At 49.3% G+C, this 18,147-nt stretch carries 2 protein-coding genes; both read right to left on the minus strand.

Annotation, left to right across the window (positions count from 1 at the left end; all coding sequences use genetic code 11):
- Positions 1-16,076: two-partner secretion domain-containing protein (locus tag BM185_RS14005; protein ID WP_091965047.1), on the minus strand; the 16,076-nt coding region annotated here is incomplete at its 3' end.
- Positions 16,027-17,865 (minus strand): ShlB/FhaC/HecB family hemolysin secretion/activation protein, encoded by a 1,839-nt coding sequence (locus BM185_RS14010; RefSeq protein ID WP_091965049.1) that lies wholly within the window; start codon positions 17,863-17,865, stop codon positions 16,027-16,029. The genes BM185_RS14005 and BM185_RS14010, both read right to left, overlap by 50 nt.
- Positions 17,866-18,147: the final 282 nt, after the last annotated feature.

The following is an 18,147-nucleotide window of genomic DNA, read 5'->3' on the forward strand; positions in this document are numbered from 1 at the left end:
CCAGTAACGGTTAGGCTGTTCAGGTTGATTGCTGAACCCTGGAAGATCCAGTCGCCATCAATGGTCAGGTCTTGATTATCAGCATCCAGGCCATTGCTCATGGTAATGCTGCCAGAGGTGCTGGTGAAACTGGAGACTCCAGATAGCGTCACTTCTTGTCCATAGCTTTGATTGCCAGAGGTAGTGATGCTGTCATTCAGAGTGGTTTCACCGGTTACTTCAAGAGAAGCCAGATCCGTAGTGGTGCCGGTGAATAGCCAATTGCCATCAATCACTAGTCCGTGATTTTGACCGTCAATGCCATCGCTTAGAGTAATCTGATTAGCTTCTAGAGTCAGGTTGGAAGCATCTAGGATGATTTGGTTTTGATAATTCTGGTTGCCGGTGGTGGTAACATTCGCTGTTAGAGTAGAAGTTCCAGTTACGCTTAAATTGCGGATGTCTGTAACCTGACCTTGTTGATTCCAGTTGCCTGTCAAAGTCAGATCACCAGTATCATCGCCGGTTAGAGTTGCTGCAAAAGTAAGTGCAGATGCTTCCAGGGTGCGATTACCTTCAAGCGTTACCGCACCGGAATAGGTTTGCGTACCCGTGGTAGTGACATCACCAGCCAGGTTGGCGCTATTGGACACACTCAGAGATGCAGCGTCTAAACTGGCCTGCAAATCCAGGGTGCCATCAATAACCAAAGCGCCCAACTGGGAGACGGCGCCATTAAAGGTGGTATCACCAGCAATAGACAGGTCGTTATCATCACCCGTGACACTGGCTGCAAAAGTGAGTGCAGACGCTTCCAGGGTGCGATTGCCTTCAAGCGTTGCGGCTCCTGAGACTTGGAAAAGATCGACACCAGCCAGATTGGCAGTCAGATCAAGCAGCCCCTGGATGGTCAGATTATGATTATTACCCTGTAGATTACCTTGAAAGTTAATACTGCCCGAGTTGGATTCCAGGGTGGTGTTATCGAGCAGTGCAAGCGTGCCTTGATAAGTCTGATCCTGAGTGGAAGTGACACTACTACCAATTTCGGCATTGCCAGTAACGGTTAGGCTGTTCAGGTTGATTGCTGAACCCTGGAAGATCCAGTCGCCATCAATGGTCAGGTCTTGATTATCAGCATCCAGGCCATTACTCATGGTGATGCTGCCAGAGGTGCTGGTGAAACTGGAAACTCCAGATAGCGTCACTTCTTGTGCATAGTTTTGGTTGCCGGAGGTAGTGATGCTGTCATTCAGAGTGGTTTCACCGGTTACTTCAAGAGAAGCCAGATCCGTAGTGGTGCCAGTGAATAGCCAATTGCCATCAATCACCAATTCGTGGTTTTGACCACTAATACCATCACTAAAGCTGACTGAACTGGCGGTTAATCTTCTATCCGCTTCCAATACCAGGGCACCGGTGTAGCTTTGCTGTGCACTGTTTGTGGTGATGTCTGCTCCAAGGTAGATGCTTGCATTACCAGAGTCGGCAATGGCAGTCAGTGAACCACCAGCAGCTAGATTGATTTCATCATTGATATAGATGCCGCCACTGCCTGAGCTTAGAGTTAGATCATGATCACTGGTAAAGGCGCCTTCCAGAGTGATAGAGCCTCCAGCGGTGTTGGATAAAGAGAACTCATAACTGGGAGTGAAAGCATAAAGAGTTATATTGCCTTCGTGATTGGCCTGGCCGACCTGGAAGGTTGCATCCTCGTTAAAAGTAAATTCATTACCAATATCATAAAGCGCTTCACCTGCACCAGCATTAACTCCGGCGCAGGAGATACCACTGCACACTAAAAGATCAGTGCCGACATTCTGAGGTGCTAGTGTGATGGTTCCTGAACCTGCGTTAATGTCCAGGTTGCCCGAAATGGACAAATCATCCGTGATTAGTTCAACATTACCATTATCCAAGGTGGTAAGCTGAATAGAGTCACCAGCAGCAAACTCGATTCTTTGTGAATTGAATTCAAGGCTGGTTGCTACTAATGATAAACCGGATTGAAATTCAAGTGTTCCACTGGCTTGCTCAATATCAAACTGGCCTGAAAGGTTAACCTGGCCGCCGAGATTAATATTATCGGCTTGAGTAATGATCAGGTTGTTAATCTCACTGATCTGGCCTTCAAAAAAGACAGTCCAGCTGGGGTCGCTATCAGTGTTTAAACCAGTACTGATTTCAAGGTCATACTGGTTGCCATTTGTACTGGTTAAGAGATTGGTAAAGCGTATATTGCTTTTGTCGGTGGTTAGAGCCAGGTCGCCATTGAGCTGAACTTCAGACAGGTATTCTTGAATGCCGCTGGTTTCAATATTGCCCTTCAGTAAAATACTACCCTCAGTACCAGCATCCAGAATTAAAGAACCGGCACCATCAATCGTTCCGTCCAGAGCGCCTTCAACAAAAATTTGCCCTGTATTTTGGACTTTCATTTCATAATCGAAAGCGATGCCTTGAAGAGTGATGTTGCCCGTATGTGCTTCTCGGCCAAAAGTAATATCTCCAGCATTAATGGAAAGATCAGCTAAATCATATTGAGTATCGTAAGTACCTAAAGCCTCGCAGGCAGTGCCACTGCATATTTCCAAGCTATTGGTTTCTGTTGAAGTGGCCAGACTGACAGTACCCGTACCTGCATCTATGACTGTTCCAACCCCTATGGTTAAAAGCTCATCAATAAAGAGGCTGATATTGCCATTAGCATCACTGGTATCCAGGTTGATGCCATCAAGAATCAAGCTATTAACCTCCAGGCTAATGTTGCTGGCCTGAAGTGCACCACTGAGGGTTGTTGTACCGCTGCCGGCATCTTGGTTTAGGCTGCCGGCCAGAGAGGTATTGTTTAGCTGGGTATCAACTGCTTCGGCAATGGTTAGATTGTTTAAGCGGGTTGTGCCCCCTACGGCAGCATCAAGAGTAAGGTTGCCATTGCTGGCTTCAAGGTTAAGAGACTGAGTATCTGCATTTGCAGCATCAATAGTCGATTGGAAGTGAATATTGCCTTGGCTACTGGTTAGGTTGATATCCTGTTGCAGAACAACGGCATCTTCAAAAACCAAGTTGCTGTGGGTGGCGATATCGCCATTTAGTAAGATGCTGCCATTACCGGCAATAAGACGCAGCGAACCCGAATCTGAACCACTGCCACTAGTGCTGTCGTAGCCACCTTCAAGAGTGATGTTTTTATCGGTGCCCAGGGTTGTCACTTCCAAGTCAAAAGGTACCTGAAGATTGCGAAGGACAATATCACCCTGATGTTCTTCACCTGTTTCCTGACTGCCGATATGGACTTGGCTGGCAGTGACCTGGATATCTGAGGTCAGAGTGTAGAGAGCAATATCACCGCTTATTCCGGCTGTTGAGCAGTCTCCAGTCAAGCATACTAGAATGGTGGCGCTAGTGTCCTGAGCAGCCAAGGAAGCAATACCAGTGGTATCGCCAGCAATAACATCCAATTCACCCAAGGCGGTAAATTTGTCAGTGAAGAGTTTGACTGATCCATTATCAAGGCCTGAAGTATCTAGACTGACCTGATTGCCAAATTCAAGTACGGCTGAACTGATCAGGATATGATCGGCATAAATCTCGGTGTCTGCTGCTAATTGAGTTAAGCCTGAGGCAGAAGTGATTTCAAAAGTGCCACCTGAGTTGATCTGAATTTCGTCGCTAAGGCTGATGTTATGAGCGGAAGTTAGGGTTAAATCGGCAAGGTTTTCTGCTTTTTCAAGGGAGATGTCACCTGTGCCAGCAATAATCTCCAGACTGTAATCCTGACCCAAAATACCAGAGCTGAAACTAATGTCTTCATTATCAGTTGTAATTTGAGTGTTTTCAGTCAGGGTAAAGTTACCTGAGTAGGTTTGGCTGCCGGTGGTTTGCAGCTTGTCAGCAACTTCAATGGTTCCAGCCGTAATAGCCAAACCTGTTAGTGGAGTGGTGTCACCCACGGCTCCTAGAAAAGAAAGGTCAGCATTGCCAGCATCAATAGTCAGGAAGTGGGCACCGTCCAATGTGGACGCAAAAGTTATATTGCTGTTGGTAGTCGCCAGAGTTGCGTCCGTATTCAGGTTGACCGCACCAGTGTAGTTCTGAGCCCCACCTGTGGTGATATTGCCGCCTAAATTGATAGTACCTGCGGTAATATCCAGACTGGCCAGTTCGGCATCTCCACCAAGAATACCACCCAAAGTAACCGCTCCAGTACCTGCATCCAGTGTAAACGCCTGGTTACCATCAATCGTCGTGTTGAATTCAATAGCGCTATTGGTTGTGACTAGGGTGATATCAGTATCCAGATTAATCGCACCGGAGTAATTCTGAGCTCCAGCTGTGGTGATATTGCCGCCTAAACTGATAGTGTCTGCGGCTATATCCAGATTGGTTAGTTGGGTATTTCCACCAAGAGCACCACCGAGAGTCACCCTGGCTGTACCTGCATTTAAAACAAGTGACTGGTCACCATCAATAGTCGAATTAAACTCAATATCATTAGCTGAAGTTGTTAGCGTGGCATCAGCATTCAGGTTAACTGCGCCGGTGTAATTTTGAGTACCGCTGGTGGTGATATTGCCACCTAAATTGATAGTGCTAGCCGTAATATCCAGGCTGTTTAACTCATCAGTGCCACCTACAACACCTGCAAAGCTAGCGGTTTCTGTACCCGCGTTCAGGGTTAGGTCGTGAGTGCCATTGATGGTCGAGCCGAAAGTTATATTGCTGTCGGTGGTGGATAGGGCGGCGTCATCTGCGAGGGTAACAGCACCAGTGTAATTCTGAATACCTGAGGTGGTGATATTGCCTGCCAAAGAAGTGGTTCCGGCCACACTCAGCGAACCCAGCTCTCCGTTAGCACTACCACCAACGGCGGCATCAAACTGTGCATTGGCATTGAGTGTTAAGGTGCGCCCATCACCTGCACTGGAATTAACCGTATCTTCAAAAGTAATTAGTTGGAGAGTGTCACCATCATCAGCAGTCAGGGTGGTGTCTTGCTCGAGAATGACAGCACCTGAGTAGGTTTGGGTGTCTGTGGTCTCAATGCTGGCAGGAAGGTTGATGGTATCAGCCGTGATATTCAGGTTGGTGAGTGCAGCTGCACTGCCAACGTCATCACCCAGAGCCACTGTTGCCGTACCTGTATTCAGAGTCAGCGCATGATTACCATCAATCGTGGAGCTGAACTCAATAGCACTGTTGGTTGTAATCAGGGCAATATCAGTATTCAGGCTAATCGCACCAGTGTAGTTCTGAGTTCCTGCAGTGGTGATATTGTCGCCTAAGTTGATAGTGTTGGCAGTAATATTCAGGCTGTTTAGTTCAGTGTTACTACCTAGAGCGCCACTCAAAGAAGTTGTTGCTGTGCCAACATCCAAAGTAAGTGACTGGTCGCCATCAATCGTCGCGCTAAACTCAATATCACTGTTGGTCGTGGTTAGGGTGGCATCAGTATTCAAGTTAACTGCGCCGGTGTAATTCTGAGTTCCCGCAGTGGTGATATGGCCGCCTAAATTGATGGTGCTAGCTATAACCTCCAGACTGGTTAGAGCATCGTCACTACCAATAACACTTTCAAAGGTAACTGCCCCCGTGCCAGCGACCAGCGTCAGGCTGTGAGTACCATTGATGGTCGAGCTGAAATCAATATCGCTATCTGTAGTTGTTAAGGTGGTATCGGCATTCAGGTTAACTGCGCCGGTGTAATTCTGAGTTCCTGCAGTGGTGATATGACCGCCTAAATTGATGGTGTTGGCGGTAACATCCAGATTGGCCAGTTCAGTATCTCCACCAAGAGCACCATCCAAAGTAACCGCTGCGGTACCGGCATCCAGAGTCAGTACTTGAGCGCCATCAATGGTCGCGCCAAAACTGATATTGCTGTTAGCTGCGGTGAGTTGGGCGTCACCTGTGAGAGTAACGGCTCCGGTATACTGCTGGGTGCCATCGGTAAAGACATCGCCAGCTAACGAAGTAGTACCGGTGACTGCCAAGGATTGAAGTTGAATTCCTAAAGTGCCGGTATCACCGCCAAACTCAGCATTGCCGGTAATCAACAAGCCTTCTTCAGCGTTGGTGGTAGCTAACACATTACTTTCAAAAGTAACGCTAGAGCCAGCTATCTCATGAGTCCTATTGCCGCCTGTCAGGGTGACGGCTCCGGTATACTGCTGGGCGCCATCGGTAAAGACATTGCCAGCTAATGAGGTAGTACCGGTGACTGCCAAGGATTGGAGTTGAATTCCTGAAGCGCCGACATCACTGCCAAACTCAGCATTACCAGTGATCAGTAAACCTTCTTCAGTGTTGGTGGTGGCTAATACATTACTGTCAAAAATAATGGTAGAGCCGGTTAACTCTTGAATGGTATTGCCGCCCGCCAGGGTCACATCGCCGCTGTAACCCTGAATACCTGTGGTAGTGATATTACCTGTCAAAGAAGTGGTTCCAGACACACTCAGAGAACCCAGCTCGCCATCAGCTTCACCACCAACGGCGGCATTAAATTGAGCATTGCCAACTAGGGCCAGGGTGTGCCCATCCGTTGCGTTGGAGTTAACTGTCTTTGCAAAAGTAATCAATCCCAGCGTACCGCCATCCTCTGCGGTGAGAGTGGTGTCTTGTTCAAGAATGACGGCACCGTCGTAGGTTTGAGTGCCTGTAGTCTCAATGTTGGCAGGAAGGCTGATGCTGCTAGCCATGATATTCAGGCTGTCCAACGCATCGTCGCCACCAACCACATCTTCAAAAGTAATGGCTCCTGTACCAGCGACCAGTGTCAGGTTCTGAGCGCCATTAATGGTTGAGTTGAAATCAATATCGCTATCTGTAGCTGTTAAGGTGGCATCGGCATTCAGGTTAACTGCGCCAGTGTAATTTTGAGTGCCGCTGGTGGTGATATTACCGCCTAAATTGATGGTGTTAGCCGTAATGTCCAGGCTGCTTAATTCATTATCCCCACCAACCACACCTTCAAAGGTAACAGTTCCTGTGCCCGTATTCAGGGTGAGGTCATGAGTGCCATCAATGGTTGAGCCGAAAGTTATATTGCTGTCGGTGGTGGATAGGGCGGCGTCATCTGCGAGGGTAACAGCACCAGTGTAATTCTGAGTGCCTGTGGTGGTGATATTGGCCACCAAAGAGGTGGCACCGGACACACTTAATGAGCCCAGTTCTCCATCAGTAGCACCACCAACCGCTTCATCAAACTGGGCATTGCCAGCTAGGGCCAGGGTATGTCTATCATTAGTACTGGAGTTAACTGTCTCTGCAAAAGTAATCAGTGCCAGCGTACCGCCATCATTGGCTGTGAGGGTGGTGTCTTGCTCGAGGATGACAGCACCTGAATAGATTTGAGTGCCTGTAGTTGTGATATTGCCATCCACGTTGATGATGTCGGCAGCAACATTCAAGCTGGTTAGTGCAGTTGCACTGCCCACGTCATCACCCAAGGTCACGGTTGCTGTTCCCGCATCCAAGGTGAGTGCTTGAGTACCATCAATTGTGGAGCTAAAACCAATGTTGCTGTTACTGGTAGCCAGTGTGATATCAGCATCCAGATTAACGGCTCCGGTATAGTTCTGAGCATTGGTCGTAGTCATATTGCCGCCCAGATTGATGGTGCTAGCGGTCACATCCAAGCTGCTTAGCTCATCAGTTCCTCCAACAGCATCCTCGAAAATGATTACCCCATCACCAGTGGCTAGTATCAGGTTGTGGGTACCATCAAGGGTCGAGCCAAAATCTATATTGCTGTCGGTGGTGGCTAGGGTAGCATTACCTTCGAGGGTAAGGGCGCCAGTGTAATTCTGAGTGCCTAAGGTGGTGATACTGCCTGCCAAAGAAGTGGTTCCGGACACATTGAGCGAGCCCAGCTCGCCATCAGTACCACCGCCAAGGACCCCATCAAATTGAGCATTAGCATTGAGTGTTAGGGTACGCCCATCACCGGCACTGGAATTAACCGCACCTTCAAAAGTAATCAGTTGGAGAGTGCCACTATCATCTGCAGTGAGGGTGGTGTCCTGTTCTAGGGTGACAGCACCTGAGTAGGTTTGTGCGCCGGTAGTTGTGACCTTGCCACCCAGATTAATGGTGCCGGCAGTAACATTCAGACTAGTCAGCTCAGTATCTTCACCAAGAGCACCACCCAAAGTAACTGCTGCGGTACCGGTATCCAGAGTCAATGCATGATCACCATCAATCGTTGAGCCAAAACTTATATTGCTGTCAACTGCGGTGAGATGAGTGTCATCTGTGAGGGTAAGGGCTCCGGTATACTGCTGGGTGCTATCGGTAAAGACACCACCACCCAATGTAGTGGTGCCCGTGACTGCCAGTGATTGCAGTCGAACCCCTGAAGTGCCGATATCACCGCCAAACTCAGCGTCGCCAGTAATCAGCAAACCTTCTTGGGTATCCGTGGTTGCCAGGACATTGCTAGCAAACGTCACCGTGGCACCGGTCAGCTCCTGAACACTATTGCCGCCCGCCAGGGTCACTTCGCCGGTGTAATTCTGAGTGCCTGTGGTTGTGATATTGGCTGCCAAAGAAGTGGCGCCGGACACACTTAATGAGCCCAATTCTCCATCAGTAGCACCACCAACGGCCTCATCAAACTGTGCATTACCAACTAGAGTTAGGGTGTGCCCATCACCTGCACTGGAATTAACCGCCTCTTCAAAAGTAATCAACGCCAGCGTACCGCCATTCTCTGCTGTGAGGGTGATGTCTTGCTCTAGGACCACACTGCCTGAGTAGGTTTGAGTGCCTGTGGTTGTGACCTTGCCACCCAGATTAATGGTGCTGGCAGTAACATTCAGACTAGTCAGCTCAGCATCTTCACCAACATCGTCATTCAAAGTAATTGCTGCGGTACCGGCATCCAGAATCAGTGCATGATCACCATCAATCGTCGAGCCAAAGCTGATATTGCTGTCAGCTGCGGTGAAATGGGTGTCATCTGTGAGGGTAACGGCGCCAGTGTAATTTTGAGTACCTAAGGTGGTGATACTGCCTGCCAAAGAAGTGGTGCCGGTCACACTCAGCGAACCCAGCTCTCCGTCAGCACTACCACCAACCGCTTCATCAAACTGTGCATTGGCATTGAGTATTAGGGTGTGCCCATCCGTTGCGCTGGAGTTAACCGTCTCTTCAAAAGTAATCAGTGCCAGCGTACCGCCATCATTGGCTGTGAGGACGGTGTCTTGCTCTAGGGTCACAGCGCCTGAGTAGGTTTGTGCACCGGTGGTTGTGATGCTGGCTGGTAGGTTGATGGTATCAGCTGTGATATTCAGGCTAGTGAGTGCAGTTGCACTGCCAATGTCACCACCCCAAGTCACGGTTGCTGTACCGGCATCCAAGGTGAGTGCCTGAGTGCCATCAATTGTCGAACCGAAGTCAATATTATTGTTAGTAGTGGCTAGGGTGGCATCATCTTCGAGGGTAACTGCGCCAGTGTAATTCTGAGTACCTAGGGTGGTGATACTGCCTGCCAAAGAAGTGGTTCCAGTCACACTCAGTGAGCCCAGCTCTCCATCAGTAGCACCACCAACCGCTTCATCAAATTGAGCATTACCAATTAGAGTTAGGGTGCGCCCATCACTTGCACTGGAATTAACCGTATCTTCAAAAGTAATCAGTGCCAGCGTACCGCCATCATCTGCCGTGAGGGTGGTGTTCTGTTCTAGGGTCACAGTACCTTTGTAGGTTTGGATGCCTGTCGTTGTGACACTGCCACCTAAACTGATGGTGTCGGCTGTGATATTCAGACTGTCCAGCGCATCATTATTTCCAACTACATCTTCAAAGGTAACTGCCCCTGTGCCAGCGACCAGTGTCAGGCTGTGGGCCCCATTAATGGTCGAGCTGAAATCAATATCGCTAGCTGAAGTTGTTAAGGTGGCATTGGCATTCAGGTTAACTGCGCCGGTGTAATTTTGAGTACCACTGGTGGTGATATTGCCGCCCAGATTGATGGTGCTAGCGGTCACATCCAAGCTGTTTAGCTCATTAGTTCCTCCAGCAACATCCCCAAAGGTGGCAGTTCCAGTACCAGCTGTCAGTACCAGGTTATGGCTACCATCAAGAGTGGAGTCAAAAGCAATGTTGCTGTTGGCTGTAGTAAGGGTGGAATCACCTGCTAAAGTGACTGCACCTGTATATTGCTGAGCATTTGTAGTCGTAATATTACTGGCTAAGCTGGTCGTTCCAGACACACTCAGTGAGCCCAGCTCGCCATCAGTAGCGCCACCAACGGCGGCATCAAACTGTGCATTGGCATTGAGTGTCAGGGTGTGTTCATCATCTGCACTGGAGTTAACCGTCTCTGCAAAAGTAATCAGTCCCAGCGTACCGCCATCCTCTGCGGTGAGAGTGGTGTTTTGCTCTAGGGTCACAGCACCACTGTAGGTTTGTGCACCGGTGGTTGTGATGTTGGCCGGTAGTTTGATGCTGCTGGCTGTGATATTCAGGCTGTCCAGCGCATCGTCGCCACCAACACCAGCTGCAAAGCTAACGGTTCCTGTACCCGCGTCTAGGGTGAGTTCGTGAGCACCATCAATCGTCGAACCAAAGTCAATATTATTGTTAGTAGTGGCTAGGGTGGCATCATCTTCGAGGGTAACGGAGCCAGTGTAATTCTGAGTGCCTAAGGTGGTGATATTGGCCGCCAAAGAAGTGGCACCGGTTACGCTCAGCGAGCCAAGCTTCCCGTCTGTTTCACCACCAACGGCGGCATTAAATTGAGCATTGGCATTCAATGTTAGGGTGCGCTCATTCGTTGCGCTGGAGTTAACCGTTTCTACAAAAGTAATCAGTCCCAGCGTACCGCCATCCTCTGCGGTGAGAGTGGTGTCTTGTTCTAGAATGACAGCGCCTGAGTAGGTTTGGGTGCCTGTAGTCTCAATGCTGGCAGGAAGGTTGATGGTATCGGCTGTGATATTCAGGCTAGTGAGTGCAGTATCTTCACCAACATCGCCATTCAAAGTAATTGCTGCGGTACCGCCATCCAGAGTGAGTGCTTGAGCGCCATCAATTGTCGAGCCGAAATCAATATCACTAGCTGAAGTTGTTAGGATAGCATCATCTGTGAGGGTGACGGCTCCGGTGTAATTCTGAATACCTGAGGTGGTGATATTGCCTGCCAAAGAAGTGGTTCCGCTCACACTTAATGAGCCCAGTTCTCCATCAGTAGCAGCACCAACCGTTTCATCAAACTGGGCATTGCCAACTAGGGCCAGGGTATGTCCATCATTAGTGCTGGAGTTAACTGTCCCTGCAAAAGTAATCAATCCCAGCGTACCGCCATCATTGGCTGTGAGGGTGGTGTTTTGCTCTAGGGTCACAGCACCTGAGTAGGTTTGGGTGCCTGTAGTCTCAATGCTGGCAGGAAGGTTGATGGTGTCGGCTGTGATATTCAGACTAGTGAGTGCAGTTGCACTGCCAACGTCACCACCCAAAGTAACGGTTGCTGTTCCCGCATCCAAGGTGATTGCCTGAGCGCCATCAATTGTCGAGCCGAAATCAATATCACTAGCTGAATTTGTTAGGATAGCATCATCTGTGAGGGTGACGGCTCCGGTGTAATTCTGAATACCTGAGGTTGTGATATTGCCTGCCAAAGAAGTGGTTCCGGTCACACTGAGTGAGCCCAGTTCTCCGTCAGCGTCACCACCAACCGCTTCATCAAATTGGGCATTGGCATTGAGCGTTAGGGTGCGCGCATCCGTTGCACTGGAGTTAACTGTCCCTGCAAAAGTAATCAGTGCCAGCGTACCGCCATCCTCTGCGGTGAGGGTGGTGTTTTGCTCGAGAATGACGGCACCGTTGTAGGTTTGGGTGCCTGTAGTCTCAATACTGGCAGGAAGGTTGATGGTGCCGGCTGTGATATTCAGACTGTCCAGCGCATCATCGCCACCAACACCAGTTGCAAAGCTAACGGTTCCCGTACCGGCATCCAAGGTGAGTGCCTGAGTGCCATCAATGGTTGAACCGAAAGTTATATTATTGTCAGTGGTGGCTAAGATGGCATCGTCTGTGAGGATAACGGCTCCAGTGTAATTTTGAATACCGGAGGTGGTGATATTGCCCGCCAAAGAAGTGGTTCCAGTCACACTCAGTGAGCCCAGCTCTCCATCAGTAGCACCACCAACCGCTTCATCAAATTGAGCATTACCAACTAGAGTTAGGGTACGCCCATCACCTGCACTGGAATTAATCGTCTCTTCAAAAGTAATCAGCGCTAGTGTGCCACCATCATCTGCGGTGAAGGTGGTGTTTTCCTCTAGGGTTACAGCGCCTGAGTAGATTTGAGTTGTTGCGGTGCTGATGTTTGCCGCCAGTTTGATACTTCCATCTGCGGTGGTAGCTTGTAGGCTGCCGTCGGTTGATTCTAGTTGATGGTCAATAATTAAATCGGCTGAACCTGTTGTTTCCAGAAAAATGTCACCAAAAGTGGTGATTCCTTGGACGCTATCCAGTTCATCAATAGTTAAGCTGGTATTACTGGTAAGTCGAAACTCTCCAATTGAACCATCATCTTCTGCCTTTCCGGCCAAGCGGCCTATGGTGTTGTTGCTGTTGCCTAAATTGACGCTTCTGTTGGTTCCATTGCCTGCAAGGATAATCAATAAAGAGGATGCTGTTATTCCGCCATGTCCACCATCTTGAGTGATTGCGCTGCTAGCGTTCGTATCGCTGATGGCTTCTAGCTTTAAGCCACCTGTGTCAGCGTTGATTTCACCTAGCTGAAGATCAAAGCTACTGGCTGTCAGGCTAATATCACCACCGTTGGAAGTGATGATTGAGCTGGAATTATCGGTAATGAAGCTTCCGCCAGCAGTAATATTGATGTTTTCTTCTGTAGATGTGGCGGCTGTTAATTCGTTGGATAGAGTGACACCGCCAGAGATACTCCATATCAAGCTGTCAACGGTTACCATCTGAGTGATGCTGAGGTCACCAGAATCCAGAATTAGCTCAAAAGCGTCTGCCTTGATGCCACTCGTTGCACCCACACTACCCAGCTCCAAACCCGCTGAATTAGTAAAAGTCAGATCGCCGTCAGTGATATCAGCTGCCAGAACTCCTACATTGTTGTTGCTGTTATCTAGAGTAATATCACCTGCAGTAGTTGAAGTAACTTTCAGCTGATCGGCAATTAGACCATCGTGAGCTACATCCTGAGTGATGGTGGCAGCATTAAGTTCAATCCGGCTTTCATCGCCACTAGCATCAACGGCTGTAATTGCGCCGTCATTCAGGGCGAGAGCATTAGTGGCAGTGAGCGAGATATCACCGTCTGTTGTACTCAGGTTGGAGGCCAAGGTGAGGTTGGCACCCGATAAACTAACATCACCTGCGGTGGTTGAGCTGATAGTGCCATCGGTGGTGGTTGTAATATCACCTGTGGCTGAGAGGTTGAGGTTGCTAGTAGCTTGGAGAGCCTGATTGATATTGAGGTCTTGTTCAGAGCTAAGTGCAATTGCCCCGTTGGTGGCGGTAACGGCTTGATCAACGGTTAAGTTATTCGCGCCTGTCACTGTAACTTCAATGGCCTCGGCATTAATACCATTGACGGGGTCATCTGCTGCATCGGCTCCACTACCAATACTGAGATTGCTTCCACTATGCACAACATCAAAGGTGCTGCCAGCAGAGCCGGCAAGGGTGGCTTCATCTGAGCCAGTGTTAGTGATCCAGGCAGAGTTGCCAGCAAGAGCAGTTAAGCTATTGGTGTTGGTAGTGATGCGAGTAGTAGAGTCCTCCCCGATATTGCCACCAGCCTCGAGAAGAATTGAGTTTCCAGTGATGGCTCCACTGATTGTAAAGTTGCCAGCGGCAAGAAGTTTAATGGCTTCTGCAGCCACCTCGCCGGAACCGGTGATATGTCCACCGTTGGCATTTGAAGTGGTTTCCAGGATCAAAGCCGAGCCTTCAACATCAAGATCATTTCCACCAATATCAATGGAATCACTGGCTAGTAGGTGGTAGGTGTTGGCATTTGCAGTAGAAGGCTTAAAATCGTTGTTATTAACTGTGATGTCTTGCGCGGTAAGGGTGTCACCAGCACCTGTTCCATCTGCACCCGCAGTTATTGCTCGGCCTAAAGTGAGGGTGCCGTTGGTATTAAACCGATGAAGCTGGTCGGAGCGGATATGTCCTTGGTTGTTATTTCTAAAGTTAAGAGTTCGGTCATTTGTAGAATGAGCAGCGAAGATATCCCCGTCACCTGCATTAATATCACCTTCTGTACGCAGCTGATCACCAAAAATCAGAGTTATGTTTGCACCGGTGGCAGTGCCGCCATTAGTTGTTAAGCTACCATTGCTTGTGATGGTTATATCACCATCGCCACTGCCGCCACCAGTTGTGGAGTGTGGCGAGTCTGCTTCCAGGTGGATGTGCCCGCCTTGAGTCACAATGGAGGCATTTATAGTAATGTCGTTTCCAGCCTGGAAGGTTAACCCGACATTTTCGTTTTCCATGCTGATGGCGGCATTAACATCGATGTCATTAGTTGCCTGGAGGATGACGTCAGCAGTTTGTTTGTTGATTGTTGCATTGGAGATTGTGTAATCGACAGCCCCATCATCATCTTCTGCAAACAAAACTTCTGGATCAGGTGATAGCTGGTCATCCTGGTCGCTATCTCCATCGCTTGCATCTACTATGGTGATATTCTCCGGATCCAACAACAGCGTCCCGGTTTTTCCTTTTGGGGCTCTTAAGTCAGCCATGCCTGAATAGGACAGGTTCTTTTTCCCGGAAACTTCAGCAAAACCGCCATCACCGCCCTTTTCTCCACCACGGGCTGAGAGACTGCCGGAGAAACGAGTCCAGTCGTCGGCCCAGGTGATAATGCGTCCGCCATCGCCGTTATCAGTCGCATCGGCCTTGAGGTGAACGCCACTGGTGACGACGACACGCTGGGCATTGGGGATGTCAGGGTTTTTACCTTGCAGGTCACCACCAACCAGAATTTCACCGCCGTCGCTGGCTCCACTGACATTCACTTGAGTGTTGCCGGAAAGGCCAATATTCTCGCCAAACAGATGAATTTGGCCACCCTGCTGGTTTTGTGAAGTAGCATCAAGATGACTGTCGCCGCTGACCAGAAGGGTAGAGTCTTGGGCGTTTAGGGTAATCTGGCCGCCATCGCTGTGTGCATCCTGGGCGGAAGCATCCAATTGCCCGGTGTTAACCACCGAACTGTCACTGCCGCCACTGCCCACCAGGCGAATACTGCCGCCATTATTTTCAATGCGGCCTGCTTTAACGATGCCTTCGTTATTGACGACCTGAGAGAAGATATCCTGAGCAATTCGGCCATCCATAACGATATGGCCGCCATTGGCTTCCAGAGTACCGGTGTTTTTGATCGCAGCATCCAGGCCTTCAATATTCTCCAGCAGAGCTTTATCTACGGCAAAGCGCATCAGGCCGTCGCCATCAAAATCCACGGTGATGCGCTCGCCTACAGCCAGATGGATACGGCCAGCCTGGGCATAGATTTGCCCTGAGTTCTCAACACTGCTGCCCAAGAGGGTCACACTGCCGCCAGTCGCTGCATTAATAGTGCCCTGGTTGATTACACGGCCACTTTTATCCTGCTCCCGTTGGAACTGCAGGTAGCCATCCATGAAGTCATCCACAGACAGGCTGTGGCCGGAAGCTATCAGAGAACCGACATTCAGAGTGGCTGTATCAGTAAAGTGGAGACCATTGGGATTAACCAGAACCACATTGCCATTGGCATTGATCTGCCCACGAATCACACTGGCATTGGCATCCAGGATTTGGTTGAGAACGAAAGAGCTTGAGGAAGGTTGATAAAAGTTGACGCTCTGTCCCTTTTTGACGTTGAAGCTGTCCCATTCAATTGCCAGTCGGTCAGAGTGCTGATGGATATTGGTCGTATTGGAATCAGGCTTACTAATGTTGCCTTCCCCGCCAACAACGTTTCCGCCACTAGGACCGGCAAGCGCAGAGGTTCCCCCCAGGGCCAGCAAAGCAGCGGCCAGGGCTGTGGGTGCGAGCTTGTGCAGCTCAGAAATGATAGGTGATGTCGAACCAGACTTGCGCGCTTTCTTCGTCATCGTTATCACTTTCATCAATTACCGGAACAGCGATTTGCAGCCGGGAGCTGAGTTGATTCGGCAGATTTAACCGAGTACCCATGCCCAGGCTGCTCAACTGATACAGCCCTTGGGGTTCATTGGGAAAGGGGTCATTCTTTTCACCATAGGCGTGGTCATAAAAAATGGAAAACTGCAGCAGGTCGCGCCAACGCCACTCATCATAGGCTTGGCGGTCGCCAATGAAAGGGGCCTGCAGAATATATTCTAAAGATAGCAGAGCGCCGGAATCATACATGGTCCAAGAAGAAGGAAAACCACGTAAATGATCGGCACCACCAACTGCGTACTGCTCCATAGGAACAAGAAGGTCAGGTGAGTATTGCAACTCAGTACGTAGCAGTAGGGATGAGTTGCTGGTCAGGTTTTGTAGCCGGGAATAAAAAGCCAGCAGCTTGGTGAACTGGCCCTCTGCAAAAGGTAGACGCCCGCCTGATTGAGTCGCACCCCGGCGACTGGGTCTTTCGCCTTGAGGTAGGTCATAGCTACTGTCACTGGTACCCATGGAACCCAGAAAGTCATTCAGGCCCTGAGATAGCTCCAGGCCGGCATAGTTGAGGCCACTCAAGCGTGTATCAACAGAATCGTAATTTAAGCTGATTTTAAAATAAGTCAGCCGGTCTTCGTTAGTGCTGTCTCCATTACGCTCGGTAATGGCTTCACGAAAATTAATGCCTATACGGGTTGAAAAGTTTCTTTCTCGGCTGCGTAACCAGATGCGGTCAGTGTAAAGGCTGGCACTGGTTGAATTACCGGAAATATCCAAATTGGCAAACTCGCCACCCACATCAAATTGGTTGTAGCTAAGATTGGCACCAGCCTGCCACTGACGATTGAGAATCACATGGTAATCCAGTGAACCGAACTGGCTATTCATCGGCTCAAAGCTTTGCTGGGCGGTGACGGTTAAGCGGTCAGCATTGCCGGTAACGTTATTCCAGCGCAGGGTTCCACGTGTTCGATACTCGCCTGTAGTATCACTGCCGTGATTGTCTGCCCTTAAGTCAAAGTTGAAGCGATCCTCATTGGGCACACGAATTAGCAAGTCAGCTTCACCCACTCTTTGTCCGGGTTGAAACATCCCAAAAGCGGCTAGGCCTGGAAAATCGGTCAAAATCAACAAGCCTGATTCTGCTTCAGCTTGACTGACTGGCTGGCCTTTCAGGTCACCAAAGGCACGCGCCAAGGTTGCAGTGGAATAAAGCTCGTTGCCTTCTCCAAGCACTCTGCCCAGCTTACCCTCGATCACTTGAATGGTGACCAGGCCTTCATCAACGGTTTGGACAGGAATGACTGCCTTGGCCAGAATCAGTCCGCGGCTTCTATAATAGTTGGTTACCTTATCGGCAACTCTTTCCAGTTGGCCAATGGTGAAACCATCCGGTCTGTCAGCACGAGCCTCTTCAAGCAGGGTTTCCAGTTCATCAAGAGAGATGTTGTGCTCTGGCAAGTCCCGCGCATCTTCCAGGCGGAAGCGTTTAACCTCAACACGCTCGCCAGCTTCTTCAGCAAAAGGGCGTTCAACCAACGGTGGTATTTCAAGAACTGAGGCCGGAGGTTGAGGGGGCAGCCTGGGCGCTTGAATGTCAGGGCGCACAATACCTGGAGCGAATTGAGGATCTGCTGTTTCAGCCAAAGCAGCGGGTAAAAAAATAACCAGACAACCCGGTAGCCAGATAACAATCAGCCAATGCCGAACCACAAAAGTGGCAGCAAGCAATGAATAGCTTTGGTGGCTTGGCAGACTCATCCCAGTTGACTCGGAGCGGCAAGGCTAACCTCTTGTTTTTATTGGCATCTGTTAGCCGAATGTTAAGAGGTTTAAACCTTTGTTAATTTGTCTTTTTATGTTAGCACCCGCCTTTACAGCCAAGCAAGACAAAACTGTTGGTAAACATGAGGGTTCAGAACTTGGTCACAGTTTCCTTTCAAATTATGTGTTTTTTATTAGATAACAGAAAGGAATCTTGGCTTTAGGGGGCATGAACACTGTGTTTTAGCTTATTTTAAATTTAAATAATTTAAAATAAAT

The sequence above is a fragment of the Marinospirillum celere genome, assembly GCF_900112235.1.
Taxonomy (GTDB): domain Bacteria; phylum Pseudomonadota; class Gammaproteobacteria; order Pseudomonadales; family Halomonadaceae; genus Marinospirillum; species Marinospirillum celere.